The organism is Streptomyces odontomachi, assembly GCF_024435355.1.
In the GTDB taxonomy this organism is placed as follows: Bacteria; Actinomycetota; Actinomycetes; order Streptomycetales; family Streptomycetaceae; genus Streptomyces; species Streptomyces odontomachi.
In genome coordinates this window covers 243,455-265,732 of record NZ_JAMJWG010000008.1, presented here as the reverse complement: position 1 = coordinate 265,732, position 22,278 = coordinate 243,455, and the positions used below count along the sequence as shown (strand labels likewise).

Below are 22,278 nucleotides of genomic sequence, written 5' to 3'. Positions count from 1 at the left end.
TGCTCTCCTAGAGATCTCGCGCAAGAGCGTGGATGTAGTCCCGTGATGCCTCTGTTGAAAGCGAGGCGTTCTGCATCCACTCCAGGTGTGCCCGGTACTGCGAAAGCTGAGTTTCCGCGTACAGGAATTCCGGGCCGTCGACAGAGTCCAGTTGCACGGTGTCGAGTTGAGGTGTCGCCCCCTCGGCGTACAGCACGGCATGCCCTGAACCAGGAAAGCCAGACACCTCGTTGGTGATGACGTGCACGTCAATCGTGTCTCGTTCGGACATGTTGCAGAGGTGCTCCAACTGCTTCCGGGGCGTGTCCGCGTCGCCGTACGGCATACGCAAGGCCGCCTCGTGTACGTATGCCACGTATGGCAACGGATCGGGGCGCTCGAATACCTTCTGGCGCTCCATACGGTGGGCCACGCGCAGCTCGACCTCCAGTCGCGTCAGCGGTGGCAGGTGGGCGGAGAAGATCCCGCGTGCGTAATCCTCGATCTGGAGCAGGCCCGGCACGTGCATAACTTGGGCGGTGCGCACCCGAGTGGCGTTCCACTCTATGGCGGCGATGTCCAGTAGCCCGGCCGGGAGAGTGCCCCGGTCCCGTTCCCACCAGCCACGTTCCTTGCTGCTTGCCATCTCGGCAAGGGCGTCAATGTAAGCAGTGTCCGTGCAGTGGTAGTTGCAGGCCAGGGTCCGTACACGCTCGGGTGAAATCGGGCGGATTCCTGACTCCATGTTGGCCAAGCGGGAGCGGTCGATGTCGAGCAGGCCTGCTGCGTACTCCGTCGTACGGCCGGACGCGAGGCGCATCTTGCGCAGCTCTGCGCCCAGGCGCTTCTGCCGTTCGGTTGGCGTGGTTCTCGTCGGCATGCCGCCCCTTCTCGTGCCGGTGATGCCCCAAGTCTGCCGCGTCTGGGCGCTCTAGGTCCACTCACGTTGGGGGTAAATGGCTCGGGTCGAGTAGACGCATGGCCCCAGACATGCTTACAGTCAGTGGTGAGGCGCTTACAAATCTGGGCCGGAAGCGCATCACGCCCCCCTGCCCGCGCACCCATTCCCTGGGGGTGGGCGGAGTGGGCGTCCAGGGAGACAAGCCACCGGCACCGACGTCACCGCAGCGCGCGCACGCGCATCAAGGGTTCAGGTCATCCGCAGAACAAGGGAGTTCGTCATGCTCGAAAACGCCGTATCCGGTGCCGGGGGCGCCGTCTGGGGCGCCGGTGCCGTCGGGTGTCACGTGCCGAAGGGCACGGCCGTGCACGAGCCGCCGGGTGCGGAGTCGTTGTCGTACAGCTTCACGCTGCCCGCGGGGCCGCACAACGCACGGATCGCGCGGCAGGTCGCGCGCAATGTGCTGGCGGCGCACGGGCTGGAGGAGCTGCACGATGCCGCGGTCCAGGTCGTGAGCGAGCTGGCGGCGTGCGCCTGGCGGTTCACGCCGACGCCGGAGGTGTACGTGTGCCTGCGGTACCGGGGCGAGGCGCTGCGGGTGATCGTGTACGACGGTCACCCCCGGCACACGAACCCGCGTCTCGCGGCGACCTGCGACGGGCAGCGGAAGGCGAGTCTCCGGCTGGCCGCCGCGGTGGTCAAGGCCTGCCAGGGGGAGTGGGGCTTCGGGGACGCGCGGGAGCCGGGTGGTGGGACGCGGATGTGGGCGGTGCTGCCGCACGTGCCCACGGTGGCGTTCGGCAGGCCGGAGCGGGCGTACCGGAAGGCGGCGCGGGGACCGAGGGCGTGAGGTCGGGCCGCGGCACCTGGGTGAACCGGAGCCGCGGCCCAGAGCGCGGCGGCATCGCCTCGGCTGTGGCGTCAGGAGACCTGCCACAGCCGGACGGTGTTGTCGGTGCTGCCGCTGGCGAGCACCTTCCCGTCGGGGCTGAACGCCACCGCGTTCACGAATCCCTTGTGGCCGGTGAGGGTGGCGGTGAGCTGCCGACCGGAGACGTACCACAGCCGGAGGGAGCCGTCCTGGTGGCCGGTGGCGAGGGTCCTGCCGTCGGGGCTGAACGCCAGCGTGTTCACGGTGAAATGGTCGCTGCTGAGGGTGGCGACACGCTTGTGCGGGGCGTCGGCGTCCCACAGTTCGACAGCGCCGTCGACGCCGGCGACCATGGCGCCGTGCGGACGGAACGCCACGGTGTACATGCCCGTGGTGGCGTCGCCGCCGGTACTGCTGAGCGTGGCGATGACCCGGAGCTTGGTGGCGTTCCACAGCCGGACGGTACCGTCGGCGCCGGCACTGGCGACCACCTTGCCGTCGGGGCTGAACGCCACCGACAGCACCGATCGTTGATGGGCGGTGATGACGTCGGCGCTGCTCGGTTCGGAGGCGGGGTGCCACAGCTGGACGGCGCCGTCCTGATGGCCGGTGGCCAGGGTCGTGCTGTCGGGGCTGAAGGCCAACGCGTACGTGGCGCCGCCGTGGGCGGGGAGACGGCCGCCGCTCTCGGGCCATTTCGCGGGGTCCCACACCTGGATGAAGTCATCGAGGCCGCCACTGGCGAGGGACTTGCCGTCGGCGCTGAACGCCACCGCCTCCACGTCCTTGGTGTGATGGGTGAAGGTGCGGAAGGCGGTGGTGCTGCGGCGTGAGTCGATGTGCCACAGCCGGACGGCCCTGTCGCCGCTGCCGGTGGCGAGGGTCCTGCCGTCGGGGCTGAAGGCCAGCGTGTTCACGTAGCCCCGGAAGCCGCCGAGCGTGAACCAGTGCTGCCCGCGGGTAGCCGCGCCGTTTGCGCCGTCCGTCAGCTCCAGCGCCAGGTACGTCCCGCCGGACGCCACGGCGAGCACACCGGCCAGGCCCCCGAGGATGACACCGCGACGGCGCGGCCCGCGTGACGCGGACTCAGCTGGCCCGGGCGGCTCGGGCGGCTCGGGCGGCCCGGGCGGCTCCGACGACCCGGACGACTCGGACGACTCGGACGGCGCGGGTGGCCTGGGGGCCTCCTTGGGCGAGGGATGTGCGGTGACGGTTGGCTCGGACGCAGGCCCGTTCGTTGTGGGGGCGTTCGTTGTGGGGGCGGTCGCGGACGGATCGTCCGTAGCCGGGGTGCCCGTAGCGGGGGTGCCCGTAGCCGGGGTGCCCGTAGCGGGGGTGCCCGTAACCGGGGCGTCCGCGGGCGCCGTGGATCCGTCGTCCGCCTCTGCGGGCCGGTCGCGCAGGGCGCGCAGGCACCGGGCGACGGTGGCGGCGTCCGGGCGGTCCGCCGGGTCCTTGGCCAGCAGGCCGGCCACCAGCTCCGCGACCCCGACGGGCACCTCGGCCCTGACCGAACGCAGGCCCGGCGGGATCTCCTCCAGATGCCGGAGCATCAGCGCCCACGGCTGCCCCGTGGAGGGGAAGGGCGGGTCGCCGGTCAGCAGCGCGTACAGCACGCACCCCAGCGCATACAGGTCGCAGCGGGCGTCGACGTGCTCGCCGCGCCACTGCTCGGGCGCCATGTAGGGCGGTGAGCCGAACGGGCGGCCGGTGACGGTCAGGCCCTCCGTCGCCTCCGCGGTGCGAGCGATTCCGAAGTCGCAGATCTTCAACCGACCGTCGGTCAGGAGGAAGAGGTTGGCGGGCTTGAGGTCACGGTGCACCACGCTCCCGGCGTGCGCGACGGCGAGCGCCTCGGCCATCTGCACGCCGAGGTCGAGCGCCTCGGGGACCGGGAGACCGTCCGGTGAGCGGGCCAGCAGTTCCGCGAGGTCCTCGCCCTCCAGCAGCTCCATCACCAGGAACATCCGGCCGTCGTGGCGCCCGATGTCGTGCACCACCGTGAACCCGGGGTGCTGGAGCCGGGCACCGATCGACGCCTCGCGCCGGAACCGTCGCAGCGGTTCCTCGGCGGCGTGGAACTCCAGCAGCACCTTCAACGCCACCGGGCGCTCCAGCTCGGTGTCGAACCCCTTCCACACCTCGCCCATGCCGCCGTGTCCGAGCCGCACGCCCAGCCGGTACCTCCCGGCGATCAGCTCTCCCGCTCGCACATTGCCCCCCTGCCCGGTCAACTGCCCGCGTGGCACCGGCCATTGTGCAGCATGCCGGGCGCCGACCGCGCTGCGGCGACGATCGCCGGAAGTTTCCGATGAGCCGTCAGAGGCCGCCGTGCGTACTGCTGCATGGAGTCAGTTGACGGCCGTCCAACTCACACTCTGCACCACTCGAAACAGGTCTTTCATCAGGTCAAGGAGCAACATGAAGTCGACACGACGTGTCACCACGGCGCTGGGAGGGGCCCTGCTGGCCTTCGGCGCGCTGCTGGCGGTGACGCCCGGTGCCACGGCCGCCACCGGAGTCACGGCGCAGGCGCAGGCCCAGGCCTCCACCCTGGCGCCGCCCACGCTGACCAGCGTCACCAGGAACGGTGACAACATGATCGTGATCTGGAAGCCGTCGCCGTCGCAGGGTGTCGCGGGCTACGAGTTCATCGCCGACGGACGAGTCGTGAAACAGCCCGTGAACTTCAATCCCGGGTCGACGGACCCCGAGGACAAGGCGTTCGTCGCCGTCGCATCCACGGGGCTGACCGGCAACGAGACGTACTCCGTCGCCGCCGTCGACAGCGCGGGCAACGTGTCGGCGCCCAGCAACACCCTGAAAGCCGTCGCTCCGGTGACGCTGACGCCGACACCCGAGATGCAGAGCGCGGTCATCAAGGGCGACCAGGTCACGCTCACCTGGACGCAGTCGCACACCGACGAGGTGTCCGGCGAGCTCTGGTACACGTTCGCCGTCAACGGCAAGCCGTACAAGGTGTTCCAGGGGGTCAGGGACGCGACGACCGCGACCCTGCCGATCAGCGACGACGACCCCGTGGACCCGACCGCCTTCGGCGTGGGCTCCAAGGTCACCGTCGTGGCCACGGACTACACCGGCATGAACTCCTCGGCGGCCGGCACCCCGGTGACGGTCACCGCGGGCTGACCTCTCGACCTGCCCCTAGGTCGTCCCCTACGTCCTGCTGGACGCAGGGGGCGACCCGGGCCACACCACATACGGAGAGCTCCATGAAGAGACTCAGAGCGGCAGCGACGTCCGCGGCGGTACTGGCTTCCCTGGCCCTGGCCGCCCCCGCGGCGATGGCCGGAACCTCGCCGGCCGACGCCTCATCCCTCATGCCGCCGACCAACCTGCACGTGGTCGGCGCCACGGACTCGGACATCCTGCTGAAGTGGGACCCGTCAGCGGACAAGAACGCGTCCTACCAGGTCTACCTGGACGACAACCCGACGCCGCTGACCTACGGTCAGGCCGCCACGGAGTACGACGTCCAGTTCAACAGGGCCGTCGGGCTGATCCCCGGCAGTACGCACACGTTCTTCGTGCGGGCCTACGACGGCAGCCAGACCGCGGACAGCGCCCCCGTGACGGGCACGTTCGCGCCCGGCGACAACACCCCGCCGTCCGCCCCGACCAACCTGCACGTGGTGCGGCAGGACAGCTCCGGCTTCACGGTGGCCTGGGACGCGTCCGACGACGAGTCCGACGTCCAGTACTTCCTCAGCGGGGTGCCGTGCAGCCCGCGGAGCTACATCGGCGGGACGAGCTACGGCGTCTCCTCGCTCCAGTTCGACCCGGTCTGCGGCGTCAGCCCGGGGACGTACACCATCGCGGTGCGCGCCCGGGACGCATGGGACAACGACTCCGGGTACAGCGAGCCGATCACGGTCGACTTCACCGGCTGACCCTCCCCTCACATGCGGAAACCCCCGGCACGGCGCCTGCACGCCGTGCCGGGGGCTCAGGTGATCTTCCACAGGTGGACCGTGTTGTCGTCACCCGCGCTGGCGAGCACCTTGCCGTCGGGGCTGAACGCCACCGTGTTCACGGGCGCGACGTGGCCGGTGAGGACGTCGGTGCTCGCTCGGCGGGCCATGTTCCACAGCTTGACGGAGCCGTCCTGGTGGCCGGTGGCGAGGGTGCTGCCGTTTGGGCTGAAGACGACGGAGCATGTCCAGGACGGGCCGCCCCTGAGCGTGGCGAGGTGCCTCCGGGTGGCGGTGTCCCACAGTTGGATGGTGCCTTGGATGCTGCCGTCGACGACGGCCAGGAGGGTTCCTCGGGGACTGAACGCCATCATCGTGACAGGCCCTTTGTGGGCGATGTCGGCTGTGCGCTGGCCCCGGGTGACGCTCCACAGGAGGACGTGCCCTCCGTCGGTGGTGGCGAGAAGCTTTCCGTCGGGGCTGAACGCCAGAGCGGAGGCGCTTACGGCATCGTCGGTGAGAGTGACCCTCTTCCGGCGTGACCCCACGTCCCACAGCTCGACATGATCCTCGCCGCCGGTGGCGAGGGTTCTGCCGTCAGGACTGAACGCCAGCGTCTGTGTGGTGGAGAGGGAGTCGATGAGAAAGGAGTCGTCATCCGGTAACTCCGAGGAGTCCCACAGGCGGACGCGCGAGCCGTGGCCGGCGGCGGCGACAGCGCTCCCATCAGGACTGAACGCCACCACGTCAGGGGCGATGTCGCCTCTGAAGCTGTTCATGGGATCACGTTCGGTGAGGTCCCACTTCTCGACGTCTCCTGTCCTTTCGCCCGTCAGGATCGTATTTCCGTCGGAGCTGAACGCGACCGCGAGCGCGTCTCCCCGCAGCCCTCGAAGCGTGAACCAGGACCGTCCCTGCGGCCTCGGCGGAGGCGAGCCGTCCGTGCCCTTCCACAGCAGGGCGACGCCGGCCGACGCCCCGGCCAGTCCGAGGCCGATTCCTCCGAGGAGGAGGTTTCGACGGCGTGGCCGGGGCGATGCGGGCGGCCGGTCCGTCGGCGGCCCGTCCGCCGAGAGCGGGAGCGGGAGCGGGTGCGGGTGCGCGGTGGACGCGGCGACGGGCGGTGGTGCCGTGTCCGTCGAGGGGGCGTGCAGGTCGTGCAACTCACGCAGTCGCTCGGCGGTGCGGGCGGCGCCCGGGCGGTCCGCCGGGTCCTTGGCCAGCAGTTCGGCCACCAGCTCTGCGACGCAGGCCGGGACGTACGGCCTGACCGAGCGCGGGTCCGGCGGGGCCTCCTCCAGGTGCCGCCGCATCAACGCCCACGCACCCCCACCCCCGGCGAACGGCGGCTCCCCGGTGAGCAGCGCGAACAGCACGCACCCCAGGGCGTACACGTCGCATCCGGCGTCGACGTGCTCGCCTCGCCACTGCTCGGGCGCCATGAAGGGCGGGGAGCCGAGCGGGTGACCGGTGATCGTCAGCGCTTCCGCCGTCTCCGCGGTGCGGGCGATCCCGAAGTCACAGATCTTCAGGCGGCCGTCGGTCAGCAGGAAGAGGTTGGCGGGTTTGAGATCACGGTGAATCACCTTTCCGGCATGCGCGGCGGCCAGCACCTCCGCCGCCTGCGCACCGAGATCGAGCGCTTCGGACACCGCAAGGCCCTTCGGTGACCGTTTCAGGAGCCGTGCGAGGTCCTCGCCCTCCAGCAGCTCCATCACGAGGAACATCCGCCCGTCGTGGTGCCCGATGTCGTGCACCGCGGTGATCCCCGGGTGCGCCAGCCGCGCACCGATCGACGCCTCACGCCGGAACCGCCGCATCGCCTCGTCGGCGGTCGCCACGGCCTCCAGCAGCACCTTCAGCGCGACCGGACGGGCAAGTTCGGTGTCGAACCCCTGCCACACCTCGCCCATGCCGCCGCGCCCGAGCCGCGCATCCAGCCGGTACCTCCCGGCGATCTGCTCACCCGCCTGCACACTGCCCCCTCGCCGCGGCCAACGACCCCTGTGGCAACGGCCATTGTGCAGGAAGGCCGCACCGCACGGCGGCGCACATGGTCTACCAGTTCCTCGGCGTCCAGGACGCCATCCTGGGCCGTCCCCGGTAGCGGCGCCTGACGGCGGCTGTCCCCTCACCCCGGCTGGCCTCGGGGCCTTCACCGCCACATCGGGATGGCCGCCAAGAAGCGGACCGGAAACAGCGCATTACTGGTGCTTTCCCGCACAGCGTTCCGTCTGCCGTATGCCCTTGGCGTAGGAGCGGATGAACGCGAGGGTGTACTTCTCGTCCACCTCGCGCAGCTTTACCCCCTCGCCCTCGACCAGCCGCATGGACACGTACATCACGTCGCCCTTCTTGGCCGCAGGGCACCCAGCGACTCGTGCCACGGCGCCTGTGGGGCCGTGGATGATGTCGTTGCCTTCGGGGGTGTCCAGTGGATCCACGCCTTGTTCCCACCTGGCGACCCGACGGGGGGTGTCGTCGACGCCTTCCCACAAGGCTCCGGTATACATCGCCGACTTGCCGTCGACGTGCACCGAGCATCGCTCTTCCTCGGAACCGGGATTCTTGCCCTGGGTGAGCTTGTCGCCGGCAGGCAGGAGCGGAGCCAGGGTCGCGGGGGCGACGGGCGTTCCGCACAGCTTGTCCGGCAAGGCGTAGGCACGCTCCTTCTTCGAGGAACAGCCGGTGAGCGCGACCAGGATCGCGACGGCTGGCAGGAGAGCGCGGGTGGACCCGCGCCGGGCGGGGCCGAATTGCAAAGTCATGAGCACCTTCATGGGTGTGAGGGGAGTCGGTGGCGCGCTGTCGCAGGTCAGTCCGGGATCTCGATGTCCATGTCCAGGGCCATGCGCCGGGCGTTGCTGGACGCGTCGTCGAACCCGTCCTTGGTGGCGTCGCGGGTCCAATCTCCGATTTGGTCTGCGTAGTCCAGGCCGTATGCCTCCGCTGCCTTGGTGACCGCGGTCCTGTTGAGGGCGGTGTGCGCCGTCTTGGACTCACCCCAGAGCACGCCCGCGTCATGGGCACTGTCCGCCAGCGCACTCCCCTCCTTGTCCTTGAACATCGCCTCAATAACCATGCTGCTGACCGTGCCCGCGACGCCGCTCGCCCCGGCGCTCACCACCGGTGTGGGGATCAGGGCGGTGCCCATGCCGATGGCGGTGCCGGCTATCCCCGAGACGAGGTTCTTGCGCTGGCTCATGTGGTAGGCGAACTCGGAGTCCTTGTCGGCGCCCTGTTGGAGGAGGGCCTGCTGTTCCCCGATCGCGAGGGTGCCACCGATCTCCGCGGACTGCCTGGTAATGGCCTTGATGGTGTCCTCGGGGGAGCCGGGGTACCGCTGATCCGCCGGAAGATCCGGGTTCAGATGGTGGTCCAGGAGCCGGGCCATGTAGTCCTGCTGGCCAACGCTGATCGCGCTGTACGCCTTCGGGTCCTGGCCGACGGCAACGAGGAACCGGGTGACATCAGTATGGCTGGGATGTGCCGGTGAGCCGTCGATCGGGAAGAGTTTCTTGATGTCGTCCGACCCGGCGTCGTCAGTGAGGCTTCGGTTGATGTCCGGCAAGTACTCGGACGCCATCTGCCCCAGGCTGTCGGACATATAGCTGTGGTCCAGCAGCCTGCTGGGATCCTTCGACACCGAGGCCATGATGGACGACATGAGGTGGGCCTGGTCGGCGTTGTGCGCCGGTGTGTCGGCGGTGGGCAGCTCGCCCGCTGGATGCCCCGTGGTGGCCGCCTCAAGCGCGCGTGCGAGCGTGTTGCGGCCGTCGTTGCTCTCGTCGCCGCCGAGGGTGGTCTCGTGCGGCCAGTGCCGATCCTCGAAGAGATACTTGAAATTGGACACGGCGTGTTTGTGGTCGCTGTCTGCCGGGAGGAATTCGTCGTTGAAGAATTCGGTGGCGGCGGCAGGACTGTTGGACAGGCCCTTCAGATAGCCGGTCATCGGGTCCCAACCCGAGTCGCCTTTCATGTGGTTGAGGAACGGGTCGGGTCCCAGCCGTTGCCAGGCGACGTGTTCCCCGTTCTCCGTGTGTTTCCGTTCCGCCGCCATGAGGTTCTTGCCGTAGTCGGCCAGGAAATCGTCGTCGTAGTCACCGGCGCGCATCAGGTTGCTCATGACCTGGAATCCGAGCACGCCGGCCCGTTTGCCGACGGGCTGGTCGCCGAGGTCGGTCATCCGGTGTTTCCAGTCGGTCATGGCGCCGGTGTCGCTCTGGCTGGCCGTGGCGAGCGTCATGCTCAGGTTCTTTTGCAGTTCGCCCAGGTCATCGCGGCGTTGGCGGGAGATGTCTGGGGCCACGGCGGGGTCGCTGATCCCCGCCCAGAACTCCAGCGTCCTCTTTGGCCCGAGGTCCGTGGCGAATCGTTCCGCGAAGAGAGGGTCGTTGTGGTATTTCTTCAGCCCCGCGTTCAGACGGTCGAACTCCTGGGGTGTCAGGTCTTCCGGCTTCTTCTTCGCCAGCCTGGCGAGATCATCGGCCGCCTTGATGGCGGCAGCAGCGGAGTCCCGGTCCTTGTAGTTCGCGTCGGAGAAACCGAGCCTGCTCTGGTCGACGATCGCGGTGAGGACCTTCTTGGCCGAGTTGTCACTATCGGTGGCCCTGCTGAGGATGCCCTGGACTTCGTCATGTAGGGCGGTGACATCGCTTTCCTCATGCTCGGGCACCTGGTGCCCCTGGGCGGCGCGGTCCGGATGGACGTTCATGGTGACGGTGAAGCCGCCATCGCCCGTGTCCACGACCGTCAGGTTCTTCTTCAGGCCCCGCTCAATGGCGTCGTTAAGATCCTTGTGGAACTTCTTCAGTTCATCACGGGTGTCGCTCAGGATCCGGTGAAGGGTCCTTGCCTGTGTGTGGGCGTCTGTGAACTCGCCCGCCGTCTTCCCGATGAACTCCCTGGTGACCTTGGCGTTGGCCCCGGCCCAGTTGGCCTTGTTGGCGGCCTTGTGTAATCCGTTTTCGGCGTCGTGCTCAAGGTCCTTCAGATGGTCCACGAGCGTCGACCAGTCGCTGACAGCCTCGTCGAGCAGGGTGAAGTTGGCGAAACGGAGAGTATCGAGGTCCATCAGTTGTCGTCCTGCCTGCTTCTGCTGCTTCTTGCTCGGTCAGTTGTCGTGCCGGTTCTTCTTGCCGGGGCCCCCGACGCGTTCGTCGAATCCCGCATCCAGCGCGTCGATACTGCTCGCCTGGCGCTGGATGTAGTGCTCGTCGCCGGCGTGGATCTTCCGGGTGACCTGAAGATGGTTCGAGATGTGCGCGCACGCGTCCCGCAGAGACGCCAGCTGCTCGTCCCAGCGGTCCGCGACGTGCCTCAGTCCCGCGCCCAGAGCGAAGCCCTGATGAGAGAGGTTCCCCGCGGCCTTGTCGCTGCTGGGAACGGCAGTACGTGCCCTGTCCCAGAGCTTGTCGTACAGACCGTGCGCATGCTTGCCGATGGTGACCAGATCAGCATGGCCGACCGCGAGATCACCGGTCTTGCCCGGCAGCGCCGGACCGCCGCCACCCCCGCCACCGCCGTCCAGCTGGTTCAACTCCGTGTGAGCCGAGTGTCGTTCAGCAGCTTCGGCCTTGAGTTGCTCCCACTCATCCCACGCCATGAACACCGTCCCCCGAATCCAACCTCGGCTACCCACCGTGATGTTCCGATCACCGTAGCAATGCCGGGGAGGCGCTACCTCATGGAACGCGCCGTACTTGGCCGGAAGCTCTGGGTGCCGGAGCCCCGGGGGAGCCCGCCGCGATCCCCTGGACCGTTCCCGGCGCGTGATCACATGCACCGTGCCCCGGCACAGCGCCTGCGCGCCGTGCCGGGGCACGAGGGGAAGGGGAAGGGACGTGCGTCGGGCTCAGTTGCCGATGTTGCTCTGCGGGCCGGAGTACTGCTTCAGCAGCGTCGGCAGGTCCGCGGTCGGGTCGAGGGTGTAGCTGTAGTAGTCGGACGGGGTGAAGGTGGTGCCGCCCGTCTGCTGGTTGCCCGAGCAGTTGACGACGACGGCGCCCTTCAGGGTGAGCGCGGCGGTGTCGTCCTTCTGGTACGGGTTCTTCACGTTGTCGAAGTAGCTGTTCTCGAGGACCATCTTCGTCGAGCCGCGCGAGTAGTTGCCGTACGACGTGATGTTCTGCATGTAGTTGTTGTAGAGGTGGGCCAGTGCCACGTTGTCGGTGCTGGGGTTGCGCTGGTTGGTGTCGTGGATCCAGTTGTGGTGGATCGTCATACGGGCGGTGACGTTGTCGGTCCAGCCGATACCGAAGGCCTTGTTGACCTCGCCGAGGTTGTTCCAGGAGACCGTCAGGTGGCTGGTGTCCTTGCGGCTGTCGATCAGGCCGTCGTTCATCCGCACGATGTGGTTGTGGTCGATCCAGACGTGGTCGGCGGTGTCCATCTGGATGCCGTCGTAGTCGTAGAGCTTGTCGTCCGGGTCGTCGTCGGCCATCCGGGTGTCACGGATGGTCAGGTTGCGGATGATGACGTTGTGGACGCCGGTGCCGAGGTTCAGTCCGCCGTTCACGATCTCGCCCGACGTGCCCACGCCGATGAGGGTCTTGTTCGACGTCACCGGGATCTCGTGGCCGTACTCCGGCACCTTGATCGAAGCGGCGACCTTGATCGTGTAGGCGGAGCTGGAGCCCGCGTACTTCTCCAGGTCGGCGTAGCTGGTGACGGTGACCGTGCTGCCGCCCGCGCCGCCGGTGGTGCCGCCGTCCGTGGAGGCGAAGCCGTCGGCCGTGTCGGACCAGGTGCGACCGGCGCTGACGGGCTTGAAGGTCCACTGCTGGGCGGCGGTGCTCGCGCAGCTGTTCTGCACGATCGCGGCGCCGTTGGAGGTGGAGCCGCCCTTGACGGAGAGGCAGAGGCCGCTCTTGACGTTCTTGAGCCGGAAACCGGAGCCGTCGGCGGTGAGGGTGAACTGCTGGTTGGTCTTGTCGGTGCCGCAGTTCCACTGCTGGGCCTGGAGGTCCTCGGTGGCGGCTCCGCTGGGTACGTCGATGCACTTGCCGCTGTTGACGTTGGCCAGTTCGTAGACGCCCGAGCCGACCGAGTTCACCTTGAACTGCTGCCAGGTGGCGTCACTGCATCCCCACTGCTGGAGCAGGGCACCGGTGTCGGTCGTGCCGCTGGGTACGTCGATGCACCTGCCGCTGGCGGCCACCGCGAGCTGGTAGACCGAGCCGGCCGACGGGGCGCTCGCCGCACCCGCCGGGGACGCCGACGCGCTCACGACCAGGCCCGACACGGCCAGGGCCAGTGCCGCCACGGGGTAGGTCGTCCTGATCAATGTTCGTCTTGGCATGGATTCTCCTGTGGTCATGTGCCCGGGGGGTGGGCTTGGACTCGTTGCGGGAAGTGGTCCGGACTCAGCCGATCGGGTTCCAGCCGTCGGAGCCGGCGAGGTACTTCTGCGGCGTGTAGTTCGGCGCGTCGGAGTCGGAGAGCTGCGGGCGGTTGCCGTTGGTGGTCGCGCCCGAGCCGGTGTTCTTGTACTCCTTGAAGCGGGCGTTCTGCCATGTGTTGTCGGACATGTTGATCCAGGGCTGCGCCGTGGCGATGGTGGCGGACAGGGACGACTCGCGGTACAGCACCTGGGCGTCGGCCCGCCACGGCCGGCCGAGCTGCGTGGTGTTGTTCGTCGCGCCCGTGATCGTCGACTTGTAGAAGAGGAAGCCGTACTTCTGGTCCGCCGGGGTGCTCGCCGCGGTGATCGGGCCGCCGGTGCTGCGCTTCTCGTAGATCCGGTCGGAGTCGAAGACCGCGATGCCGCCGCCGTAGATGAAGTCGACGGTGCCCTCGATGTAGGAGTTCCTGATGTACGTGCGGGCGTCGTCGTGGACCTGGAGGGTGTCCTGGTCGGCGAGCAGCCGCACGTTGTCCAGCACGACCCGGTCCGCGTCCAGGTACATGGCCAGGGCCTGGGCGCCGTTGTTGGGGGTGTTCTCGTCGAAGTCGTTCGAGAAGGTGAGGTTGTGGGCCCTGAAGTTGTCGCCCTGGATGCTGATGGTGGCGCAGCCCTGGGTGCCGTAGTCGCCGGCGTTCTTGTTGTTGACGATCACCACGTCGCTCGGTGAGCTGCCGGCGCCCTCGAAGGTGATGTACGGCTTGTTGGACGGGATCGACACCTGCTCGCGGTACGTGCCCGCCTTGATCGCGATGACCACCTCGCTGCTGCCGCCGGTGCCCACCGCGTTCACCGCGGCCTGCACGGTGGTGTAGTCGCCGCTGCCGTCCTTGGCCACCGTGATGTCGCCCTCCACGGAACCGCCGACGGGGTTGAAGGACCACTGCTGGGCGGCGGTGGAGGCGCAGGCCTGCTGGACGATCGGGTTGCCGCTGGCGGTGGAGGCGTCCTTGTCGGCGAGGCAGAGGCCGCTCTTGACGTTCTTCAGGCGGTAGCCGCTGCCGTCGGCGGTGAGGGTCCACTGCTGGTTGGTCTTGTCGGTGCCGCAGCCCCACTGCTGGACCTGGAGGCCTTCGGTGGCGACTCCGCTGGGTACGTCGATGCACTTGCCGCTGCTGACGTTGGCCAGCTCGTAGACGCCCGAGCCGACCGAGGTCACCTTGAACTGCTGCCAGGAGGCGCCGTCGGTGCAGCCCCACTGCTGGAGCAGGGCGCCGTTGTCGGACGAGGCTTCGGGCACGTCGATGCACTTGCCGCTGGCGGTGACGGCGAGTTGGTAGGTGCCGCCGGCGCTGGGGGCCGCCGCGGCGGCCGCGGGGCGGGCCGTGGCGGCGGCCGAGGCGGGGGCGGTCAGTAACACGCCGGAGCCGGCGGCGAGCGTCAGCGCCGTGGTCGCGGCGGCCAGCGCCGTCGCCGCGGGCACGGCGGTGCGGTGGCGCGATCCGGCGCGGTGGTGCGATCCGGTGGGGTGGTGCGATCCGGTGGGGTGGTGCGATCCGGTGGGGTGGTGCGATCCGGTGGGGTGGTGCGATCCGGTGGGGCGCGGCCGGATGCGCCCGGTGCCGCCGGGCGCACTGCCTTCGGCGCGCGGTGCGCCGGTTTCGGAGGGCCCACCCGCCCTGGGTGCCCGGCCGTCTCCGGGTGCCTGGCCTTCTGCGGGTGCCCGGCCGTCTCCGGGTGCCTGGCCTTCTGCGGGTGCCCGGCCGTCTCCGGGTGCCTGGCCTTCTGCGGGTGCCCGGCCGTCTCCGGGTGCCTGGCCTTCTGCGGGTGCCCGGCCGTCTCCGGGTGCCTGGCCGTCTCCGGGTGCCCGGCCTTCTCCGGGTGCTCGGCCCTCTCTGGATGCCTGGCCTTCTCCGGGTATTCCACCGGTTTCGGCTGTTCTGCCGCGCTCGGGTGTTCCGCCGCCTTCTGGGGTGCGGGTGCTGGTCATGCCGGGCTCCTTCGATTTCCGTCCGGATTGCGCCGCCGGATTGCGCCACGGGCTTCGCGCCGGCTCTTGTCCGGCGGTTCGAACGTTCGGTTTTTCGAACGTGGCTGGTTCGGTCTTTCGAACTCCCCCACTGCCCTGAACGGACGGGGGAGTTGCTCCTTTTTGGGAGCGCTCCCATTGCTGCTTCCGGGATGTTAGCGGCTTGACGCGGGCATGCAAATAGATTCGCGATTGTGTGGCTGTGTGGTGAGGTGTCGTGGCTGGTGGGAGGCGGTTTTCTGGATGGTGGAGGGTGGTGGTGCGGTCGGGAATTACGGGCGATCGGAGATCTCGGAGCGTCGATTCGAAATCGATTCGACGTGAATCGCTATTGCTGGTCTCGGCGGGTGTGGGACGGCGGCTAAATGCGCTTCCTGTCCTGGCGGGCGATGGTGATTTGGACCGGTGAAACGTTGCTGTGCAGCGAATTACCGCAAGCCTTTCGAAAAGCTGAAGTGGAACGGGCCGCGGACGCCGGCAAAGGAGTGCCAGTTCGCGGATGCGGGGCCGTCGCCGTGCTTCGGTGCGGGATGTCGGAGTGTGGGCCGGCCGTCGAGGTCGGCGTCGGGAAGGGTGTCGAAAGTTTCGGTGGCCGGCGGGGGCGCGGACCGATCCCATGGACCTCGGCCGCCTCATGGGCCCCACGCCGTCGTTCCTGGGATGGGTCCCGGCCCTCCAGGTTTATCTTCGGCCGCTCCCCTGCCATTCCCCTGCCAATCTTCGGCCGCTCCCCGGTCGCTCCCTGGTCGCTCTTCGGTCGCTCCCCTGCCAACTCCCCGGCCGCTCCCCGCAGGGGCATCGCAGGGACATCGCAGGGGCCTCGCTCGACGCTCCCGCACAGAAGGGCCGTGTTCATGGACGACGAACTGCGCCTGAAAGGCCACGGCTGGATCGTCCACCGGTTGGCCGCCGTGCCGACCCCGGCCGGGAGGACGCTGCTGGCCAGTGGCGACACCGAAGGCACCGTGCGCCTCTGGGACCCCACGACCGGCGAGGCGGTCGCGCGGCCGCTCACCCTGGACGAAACCGTCGTCCAGAGCCTGGCCGCCCTCCGGTTGGCCTCCGGCACGCAGGCCCTGGTGACGTCCGCGCCGAGGGGGATCGCCCTGTGGGATCCCGCCCGTCTGGGCGACGGGCCGCCGCTGCGGCACTTCGCTGCGCCGCACGCCCTGGCGCTGGCCGTCGTGCCGGCGACGGCCGGGCGCCCGGAGTCGCTGGTGACGGCCGACGCGCAGCAGGTTCGGGTGATCGACCCGAACACCGGGTCCGTCCTCTTCCGGTGCAAGCAGCCGGAGGGCAGACGCGGCCACGTCGGGGCCGGCGTCCACCGGCTCACCGGGGTACGCATCACCGACCGCACGGCCGGCTTCGCCGCCATCCGCTACGGCGGTGCCGTGGAACTGTGGTACCCCCGGGCAAGGGGTCGCGGGTGGGCGATGCGGCAGCTCGACCCCGGCCGGCGGGCGCGGGGTGCCATGGAGTACTTCACGGGTCTCCGGGACGAGCCCCGGCTGGCCCTGGGGTCGGTGCGCGGCATCGAGGTGTGGGACCTGCGCACAGGGCGCCTGATGCTCGACGGTGACTTCGCACACGGCCCGTGCACGGCGCTGGCGGCCGTCCCGCTGGCCCGTCGGACGGTGCTGGCGGCCGCGTTCGGCACGGACCGCGATGCGGGCGTGCAGCTCTGGGACCCGGAGGCGGGCCGGGAGCTCGGCCCGGTCCTCAACCGGCCGGGCCCGGCCTTCGGCCGGACATCCTGGGGCGGTGTCGCCGTCCACGCCGTGGTCGCGCTGGCCGGTAGCGACGGGGCGATGCGGGTGGCCAGCGCCGGCAACGACGGCACGGTGCGGGTGTCCCCGGCGATGTCCGGGCTCACGCCGTCGAAGGAAGGCCGGAAGCCGTCGAGGGAGGGCCGGAGGCCGTCGAGGGATGGCCGGTAGGCCCTCAGGTCCAGGCCGTGCCGGGCCTGACCGGCGGCAGACCGTACTCGTTGGCGTACGGATCGCCGGCCTGGCAGAAGAAGACCACGAGCATGATCAGGCCGAAGAGCGGGATGCAGCCCAGGAACCACCACCATCCGCTGCGGCCGGTGTCATGCAACCTGCGGACGAAGACACCCAGTTCCGCCGGGGCCACCCCGGCCACCCAGAAGAGCATGAAGAGGGGCGCCTCCAGCTTGACGGTCAGCGCGATACAGAGGATGTAGCAGACGACGTCGAACAGCGTGAACCACCAGTACTCCGACCGCGAGGCCCGCCCACCCCACCGCGCATACTGCGTGAACCCTCGCCTGATCGCCCATGCGAACCCCATCGCACGCCTCCCACCGGTTCCCACCCTCGATATGCCGGGCACGGTAGGCGCGCGGCGCCGGGACCCGTCCCGCGGCGGCCTGGCGGGGCCTCGTCGGCTGAGACGGGCGTGGCCGGGGTGGCGGGAGCCGTCGCGGACGGAGCCGTGTGCAGGGAAAACGGTGTGCCGCCGGTGTGCGCCGGACGGTACGGTGCGCCGGGTGAGCATTGCACCGGATGCCGCGCCGGGACCGGACGCCGCATCGGGCTCCCACCGCCGCACGCACGAGCCCTCACCTGCGCCGTCGCCCATCGAGCCGTCACCTGCGCCGTCGCCCATCGAGCCGTCACCTGCGCCGTCGCCCGTCGAGCCCTCGCCCGCGCCGTCGCCCGTCGAGCCCTCACCCGCGCCGTCGCCCGTCGAGCCCTCACCCGCGCCGTCGCCCGTCGAGCCCTCACCCGCGTCATCGCCCGCGCCGAGGCCGGGCCCCCTGCGAACCCCGGCCTTCCGCCGGTACCTGCTCGCGAACCTGATCTCCGCGACCGGGTCGGCCATGGCGCCGCTGGCGCTCGCGTACGCCGTGATCGCGGCCGGCGGGGGCGCACGGGCGCTGGGCGTGGTGCTCGCCTCGAACACGGTCCCGACGATCGTGTTCCTCCTCGCCGGGGGCGTCCTCGCCGACCGGATGTCCCGTAGCCGCATCCTCTTCTTCGGCAACCTGCTTGCGGCCGCCGCCCAGGCCATGGTGACCATGCTCGTGGCCACCGGTCACGCCACCACGGGACCCATCGCGGCCTGCGGGTTCGTCTCCGGCGTCGCCACGGCGTTCAGCGCGCCGGCGACGCAGGGCATCGTCGTCCAACTCGTCGCCGCAGAGCACCTCCAGCAGGCGAACGCGCTGGTGCGGCTGCCGTCCAACACGATGAAGGTGCTCGGCCCCGTCGTCGCCGGAGTCGTCGTCGCGCTGGCCGGCCCCGCGTGGGCGCTCGGCTGGGACGCCGTCACCTTCGCCGTCGCCGCACTGCTCCTCCTGGGGCTGCGTCTGACGCCCTTGGCACAAGGCCCGTCCTCGGCACCATCCTCGGCCCCGGCGGCCCCGCCGTCCGGCGTGCTTGCCGACCTGCGTGCCGGCTGGGCCGGGTTCTGGTCCCGTACCTGGCTGTGGACGTACACGGCGTCAGGGACCGTGGTGGTCGCGGCCTGGCTCGCCGGGTACGGATTGTTGGGCCCGATCGTCGCCGCCGAGCGCTACGACGGGGCCCGCGCCTGGGGGCTGGTGCAGGGGGCGTTCGCGCTGGGGCTGCTCGGCGGCACCGTCGTGTCGCTGCGGTGGCGGCCGTACCGGCTGCTGGCGGTGGCGCTCGCGGGGAGCACCGGGATCGCCCTGACGCCGGCTGCGATGGGCCTGGGCCTGCCCCTGCCGTACGTCCTGCTGGGCGCCCCGTTGGGCGGGGCGATGCTCGACGTCGCCGTGGTCTGCTGGTCCACCGCCCTCCAGCAGCACGTGCCGCAGGCCGAGATCGGCCGCATGTCGTCCTTCAACCACGTGGGCGAACTCCTCGCCGTCCCCGTCGGCTATCTCCTCACCGCGCTGGCCGCCCCGCTCTGGTCCGCCTCCGCCACCATGCTGACCTGCGCGATCACCATCGTGGTGGTCACGGTGCTGAATCTGTTCCTGCCGGCGGTGTACCGGGTGAACCGCACGTAGTCGTTCGAGGCTGGGCTCGCGCGGTTCAGGACGGTTCAGGACGGGGACGGGCGGCTGTAGTTCAGGAGGACGACGCCGTTTCCGAAGGTCTTCGTCTCGGTCAGCCGCAACGGTGTCGGGGCGTAGTCGTCGAGCTGCGGGAAGATCGGCTTGCCGCGGCCGATGACGACCGGGTGGACGTAGACGCGGTACTCGTCGATCAGGTCGAGGGCGCGGAAGGACGCGGCCAGATCGGCACCGCCCAGGCTCAGATCGCCGCCGGGCTCGGCCTTGAGCGCCCGCACCTCGTCGGCGACGACGTCCCGGACGATCGTGGTGTTCCACTCCGCACGCTCCAGGGTGCGGGAGTACACGATCTTCGGCTTGTCCCGCCAGATCCCCGCGAACTCCACCGTGGCCGGGCTGCTCGCCGGGTCCTGGTCGGCCGTCGGCCAGAAGTCGGCCATCAACTCGTAGACGACCCGGCCGTGCAGGAACCCGCCGAGCGAGGCCAGGTAGGCGTTGAAGTGGAGGTGCAGGTCCTCGTCGACCACGTGCCAGTCGATCTGCCGGTCGGGGCCCTCGATGAAGCCGTCCAGGGACATGCCCATCATGTAGCTGATCTTCCTCATCGGGGCCCTTCCGCTTCGCTCTGGCGGCTGCTGCTACGTCCGGTCATTGTTGCCCTGCTCGCGTACCGCGACCCGTACGCCCCGCCGGACGCCCCAGCCGGCCATGGCGCCCGCCTCCGCCTCCAGGACATGGCGGGCGCGCAACCGGATGGCTCCGAGGCGGTTCCGTTTCATGGTGTGGACGGCGATGACGTCGAGCTTGCGGTCCAGGTAGGCGACGTCGATGGCGAAGCGCATGCGGAAGGTGTGCACGTTGTTCGCGGGGGAGAGGAGGATCGCGCCTTCGATGCCGTCCCGGCCGAGCAGGCCGTGGGTACGGGCGCGGTAGCTGGTGGCGATCTCCAGGGGGACGGTGACGGGGGGTGCGGGTGCGGGTGCGGCCGGGTCGGCCGAGCCCTTGGGCCCGGTGCCGGCGTCCTCCGCCCCGGCGCCGACGATCAGCGTTCCCCGCCCGTTGCGCCAACGCGCCATCGTGGGCACCCCCCCCCTTGGTCCCGGTCCCGGTCCCGGTCCTCGTTCTGATTCTCGTTCTGATCCTGGGTCTGTCGCGTTGTGACCGTATCCGTCCGGGACTGGGTCCGGCATGGGCCCCCGGACCCATGCCGTGCGGCGCCCCGAGTGCGTATCGTCCGACCGTGTCCGTATTCCTTGTCGCGGTGGCCGCTGTCTGGGGCGCCGGAACCGGCTTGCTGATCCCCCGGATCGCGTACCGTCTCGCCGTCGAACCCGACGAGCCGTGGCGCACCGCGTGCCCTGGCGGCCACCCGATCACGGGACCGTTCGGCGGCTGGCTGGGGCGCGCCCGGTGCGCGGCGGGCGACGCGGGTTCTGCCGGCGCGGACGTGACCGCGCCGGCCGCCCAGGTCCCGTCCCCGCACGGCCGTTACGGTCCTCGTACCACCACCGTCGCCCTGGTCACGGCCCTGGTCTGTGCCGCGCTCGCGGCGGCGACCGGGGCGCGTCCGGAGGTCGCCGTCTGGTTGCTGGGCGCTCCGGTGGGCGTGCTGCTGGCGGTGGTGGACCACAGGGTGCAGCGGTTGCCGGACATCCTGACCCTGCCGCTCGGTGCGGGTACGGCGGTGCTGCTCGGGGTGGCCGCGCTGCTGCCCGCGCACGCGGGATCGTGGCGGACGTCGCTGCTCGGCCTCGTCGCCCTGGGCGCCGGGTACTTCGTCCTGTTCATCGCCCATCCCAAGGGCTTCGGCTTCGGTGACGTCAAACTCGCCGTCGCGCTCGGTGCCGCCCTCGGCTGGTACGGCTGGGTGATGCTGGTCTTCGGCTCCCTCGTGGGCCTGATGCTGGCCGGCTGCTACGGCCTCACCCTCGTCGTGCTGCGCCGCGCCGGCCGCAAGTCGGCGATCCCGCTGGGACCGTTCCTGCTGAGCGGGGCGTTTTTGGGCCTGCTGCTCGGGGCGCTGTGACCTAGGCCCTGTCGTCAAACTCCCGTTGTTGCCCGAAGGGCGGCTCGGCGGCTCCCCCACTGCCTGAAGGGCGTGGGCGGTACCCCCAGTGCGTGCTCTGGGGGTCCCCCCTGCTCGAAGAGCTTGGGGGAGTGCCGGGCGCGAGTCCGCGTACGCATGGGGGCACCTCCCACGCCGTTCAGGCAGTGGGGGAGTACGTGGGCTTGTGCCCGGTGCGGCGAGAGTGCGTGCATGGCGTCGCCGGGCAGACGGGAGTTTGACGACAGGGCCTAGGACCCCGGGGTCGTACTCGGGTACGGATACGCATGTGCCGCCGCGGCTCGGGCGGGTTGAGTGGCGCCATGCCGAAGGACCTGAACGACCCGAAGGACGACGTGAGTGGCGTCCTGGCGAGGGACAACCCGTTACACGGTCACGCGCAGGCGCTTGACCCGCATGCCGATCGCCGAGCCTGGGTCGCACCGCTCCTGTCGACCCTCGTCACCCTGCCCGGCGCCCTCGTGGCCCTTGCCTACACGATGCTCGCCCCGATGGCGTGCGACTCCTGCTCCGACGCCGATTCCGCCCGTTTCGACACCAGCTTCCACCCGGCGTTCCACGGCTTCCTGATCGGGCTTGTGGTGCCGCTGGGGCTGCTGCTGGCCAGTTGGGGCCTGCCCTGGCAGCAGCGGAACGCCGCCCGGCGTCTGGTGCTCGCGCTGCTGGCGCCGGGCGCCGTGGTGCTCCTGGCCGTGCTCTTCACCGCGCTGGTCGATTGGCCGTGGTGATCCCGCCGACGGTGACATCAGGAATCGGACATCCCACCTCCCCCTCGCCGGGCCGGCACCTCCCGCGTCCGGTCTCCCGCGGCCCGTTGACCATGGCTCCCTATGGTCGTGACATCGCTTCCGCCAAGTACGTGCCAAACGATTCCGGGGGCGGCGATCGCGGCGGGGTGACCGAAAACAGGGCGCCCCGGTGCGGCTGACCGACCCGGGAACCTGCTCCCGGGCCGTTCCTGTGTCATTCCTATGAATCGGCTCTGACAGGAATGCGGATACGTGCGTCGGGCGAGTGCCCGGAAACCGTCGTACGGGGCGCGTAAGAGGGCATGTTTGGCCGTGTTGGTCCCGTCATTTTCGGGCCGCGAGAAAATCGGCCAGAGAATGGGTCAAGGAATCGGAAAACCGGTGCGGGTGCCTGTATACCATCG

At 69.8% G+C, this 22,278-nt stretch carries 18 protein-coding genes; 7 read left to right on the top strand and 11 right to left on the bottom strand.

The annotated features are described in order from the left end of the window. Positions 1-7: 7 nt before the first annotated feature. Complete coding sequence (locus NQO67_RS18910; protein ID WP_255951224.1) at positions 8-859, bottom strand: helix-turn-helix domain-containing protein; 852 nt, start codon at positions 857-859, stop codon at positions 8-10. A gap of 301 nt (positions 860-1,160) precedes the next feature. Here NQO67_RS18910 and NQO67_RS18905 point away from each other — a divergent pair, with 301 nt between their 5' ends. Continuing rightward, positions 1,161-1,730, top strand: coding sequence for an ATP-binding protein (locus tag NQO67_RS18905; protein ID WP_255951223.1), 570 nt, complete (start codon positions 1,161-1,163; stop codon positions 1,728-1,730). Positions 1,731-1,801: 71 nt separating this feature from the next. Here NQO67_RS18905 and NQO67_RS18900 read toward each other — a convergent pair whose 3' ends face one another. Next, entirely contained in the window at positions 1,802-3,964 is a 2,163-nt protein-coding gene (locus tag NQO67_RS18900; RefSeq protein WP_255951222.1) for a WD40 repeat domain-containing serine/threonine protein kinase, read from the bottom strand. A gap of 208 nt (positions 3,965-4,172) precedes the next feature. Here NQO67_RS18900 and NQO67_RS18895 point away from each other — a divergent pair, with 208 nt between their 5' ends. Then, positions 4,173-4,901: a hypothetical protein gene (locus tag NQO67_RS18895; RefSeq protein WP_255951221.1), complete on the top strand. Its 729-nt coding sequence runs from the start codon at positions 4,173-4,175 to the stop codon at positions 4,899-4,901. 83 nt (positions 4,902-4,984) lie between these two features. Continuing rightward, positions 4,985-5,662: a fibronectin type III domain-containing protein gene (locus NQO67_RS18890; protein ID WP_255951220.1), complete on the top strand. Its 678-nt coding sequence runs from the start codon at positions 4,985-4,987 to the stop codon at positions 5,660-5,662. Between the two features lie 56 nt (positions 5,663-5,718). Here NQO67_RS18890 and NQO67_RS18885 read toward each other — a convergent pair whose 3' ends face one another. The 6 genes from NQO67_RS18885 to NQO67_RS18860 all read right to left on the bottom strand — a co-directional run bounded on the left by NQO67_RS18885 (position 5,719) and on the right by NQO67_RS18860 (position 14,508). Beyond that, the gene (locus tag NQO67_RS18885) at positions 5,719-7,659 is read right to left on the bottom strand and encodes a WD40 repeat domain-containing serine/threonine protein kinase (RefSeq protein WP_255951219.1); all 1,941 of its coding nucleotides are present in this window, start codon (positions 7,657-7,659) and stop codon (positions 5,719-5,721) included. 228 nt (positions 7,660-7,887) lie between these two features. Next, on the bottom strand, positions 7,888-8,463 hold the full coding sequence (locus NQO67_RS18880) for a hypothetical protein (protein WP_255951218.1): 576 nt from the start codon (positions 8,461-8,463) through the stop codon (positions 7,888-7,890). A 35-nt stretch (positions 8,464-8,498) separates the two neighbouring features. Beyond that, a complete protein-coding gene (locus NQO67_RS18875; protein ID WP_255951217.1) occupies positions 8,499-10,757 on the bottom strand; it encodes a hypothetical protein in 2,259 nt (752 codons plus the stop codon). Positions 10,758-10,796: 39 nt separating this feature from the next. After that, the gene (locus NQO67_RS18870; RefSeq protein ID WP_255951216.1) at positions 10,797-11,288 is read right to left on the bottom strand and encodes a hypothetical protein; all 492 of its coding nucleotides are present in this window, start codon (positions 11,286-11,288) and stop codon (positions 10,797-10,799) included. Positions 11,289-11,537: 249 nt separating this feature from the next. After that, complete coding sequence (locus tag NQO67_RS18865) at positions 11,538-12,983, bottom strand: RICIN domain-containing protein (RefSeq protein ID WP_255951215.1); 1,446 nt, start codon at positions 12,981-12,983, stop codon at positions 11,538-11,540. A 64-nt stretch (positions 12,984-13,047) separates the two neighbouring features. Then, positions 13,048-14,508: a pectinesterase family protein gene (locus NQO67_RS18860; RefSeq protein ID WP_255951214.1), complete on the bottom strand. Its 1,461-nt coding sequence runs from the start codon at positions 14,506-14,508 to the stop codon at positions 13,048-13,050. Positions 14,509-15,908: 1,400 nt separating this feature from the next. On the opposite strand from NQO67_RS18860, the gene NQO67_RS18855 reads away from it, so the two are divergent. Further along, complete coding sequence (locus NQO67_RS18855) at positions 15,909-16,994, top strand: WD40 repeat domain-containing protein (RefSeq protein WP_255951213.1); 1,086 nt, start codon at positions 15,909-15,911, stop codon at positions 16,992-16,994. A gap of 4 nt (positions 16,995-16,998) precedes the next feature. On the opposite strand, the gene NQO67_RS18850 is transcribed toward NQO67_RS18855, so the two are convergent. Next, positions 16,999-17,367: a DUF805 domain-containing protein gene (locus tag NQO67_RS18850; protein ID WP_255951212.1), complete on the bottom strand. Its 369-nt coding sequence runs from the start codon at positions 17,365-17,367 to the stop codon at positions 16,999-17,001. Positions 17,368-17,836: 469 nt separating this feature from the next. Between NQO67_RS18850 and NQO67_RS18845 the strand changes: the two genes are divergently transcribed. After that, entirely contained in the window at positions 17,837-19,054 is a 1,218-nt protein-coding gene (locus NQO67_RS18845) for an MFS transporter (RefSeq protein WP_255951306.1), read from the top strand. 35 nt (positions 19,055-19,089) lie between these two features. Here NQO67_RS18845 and NQO67_RS18840 read toward each other — a convergent pair whose 3' ends face one another. Together NQO67_RS18840 and NQO67_RS18835 are read right to left on the bottom strand one after the other, a co-directional pair. Further along, entirely contained in the window at positions 19,090-19,665 is a 576-nt protein-coding gene (locus NQO67_RS18840) for a dihydrofolate reductase family protein (protein ID WP_255951211.1), read from the bottom strand. A gap of 33 nt (positions 19,666-19,698) precedes the next feature. Continuing rightward, positions 19,699-20,136, bottom strand: a complete 438-nt coding sequence (locus NQO67_RS18835; RefSeq protein ID WP_255951210.1) for a DUF192 domain-containing protein — start codon at positions 20,134-20,136, stop codon at positions 19,699-19,701. A gap of 164 nt (positions 20,137-20,300) precedes the next feature. Here NQO67_RS18835 and NQO67_RS18830 point away from each other — a divergent pair, with 164 nt between their 5' ends. Continuing rightward, on the top strand, positions 20,301-21,086 hold the full coding sequence (locus NQO67_RS18830; RefSeq protein WP_255951209.1) for a prepilin peptidase: 786 nt from the start codon (positions 20,301-20,303) through the stop codon (positions 21,084-21,086). 341 nt (positions 21,087-21,427) lie between these two features. After that, positions 21,428-21,853, top strand: coding sequence for a hypothetical protein (locus tag NQO67_RS18825; RefSeq protein WP_255951208.1), 426 nt, complete (start codon positions 21,428-21,430; stop codon positions 21,851-21,853). The last annotated feature ends 425 nt before the right edge of the window (positions 21,854-22,278 follow it).

Bases quoted from the DNA above. Each gene is read 5' to 3' on its own strand.
- NQO67_RS18825 (WP_255951208.1), top strand. From the start codon at position 21,428: ATGCCGAAGGACCTGAACGACCCGAAGGACGACGTGAGTGGCGTCCTG.
- NQO67_RS18880 (WP_255951218.1), bottom strand. From the start codon at position 8,463: ATGAAGGTGCTCATGACTTTGCAATTCGGCCCCGCCCGGCGCGGGTCC.
- NQO67_RS18910 (WP_255951224.1), bottom strand. From the start codon at position 859: ATGCCGACGAGAACCACGCCAACCGAACGGCAGAAGCGCCTGGGCGCA.
- NQO67_RS18875 (WP_255951217.1), bottom strand. From the start codon at position 10,757: ATGGACCTCGATACTCTCCGTTTCGCCAACTTCACCCTGCTCGACGAG.
- NQO67_RS18870 (WP_255951216.1), bottom strand. From the start codon at position 11,288: ATGGCGTGGGATGAGTGGGAGCAACTCAAGGCCGAAGCTGCTGAACGA.
- NQO67_RS18850 (WP_255951212.1), bottom strand. From the start codon at position 17,367: ATGGGGTTCGCATGGGCGATCAGGCGAGGGTTCACGCAGTATGCGCGG.
- NQO67_RS18890 (WP_255951220.1), top strand. From the start codon at position 4,985: ATGAAGAGACTCAGAGCGGCAGCGACGTCCGCGGCGGTACTGGCTTCC.
- NQO67_RS18905 (WP_255951223.1), top strand. From the start codon at position 1,161: ATGCTCGAAAACGCCGTATCCGGTGCCGGGGGCGCCGTCTGGGGCGCC.
- NQO67_RS18835 (WP_255951210.1), bottom strand. From the start codon at position 20,136: ATGGCGCGTTGGCGCAACGGGCGGGGAACGCTGATCGTCGGCGCCGGG.
- NQO67_RS18865 (WP_255951215.1), bottom strand. From the start codon at position 12,983: ATGCCAAGACGAACATTGATCAGGACGACCTACCCCGTGGCGGCACTG.
- NQO67_RS18855 (WP_255951213.1), top strand. From the start codon at position 15,909: ATGGACGACGAACTGCGCCTGAAAGGCCACGGCTGGATCGTCCACCGG.
- NQO67_RS18840 (WP_255951211.1), bottom strand. From the start codon at position 19,665: ATGAGGAAGATCAGCTACATGATGGGCATGTCCCTGGACGGCTTCATC.
- NQO67_RS18895 (WP_255951221.1), top strand. From the start codon at position 4,173: ATGAAGTCGACACGACGTGTCACCACGGCGCTGGGAGGGGCCCTGCTG.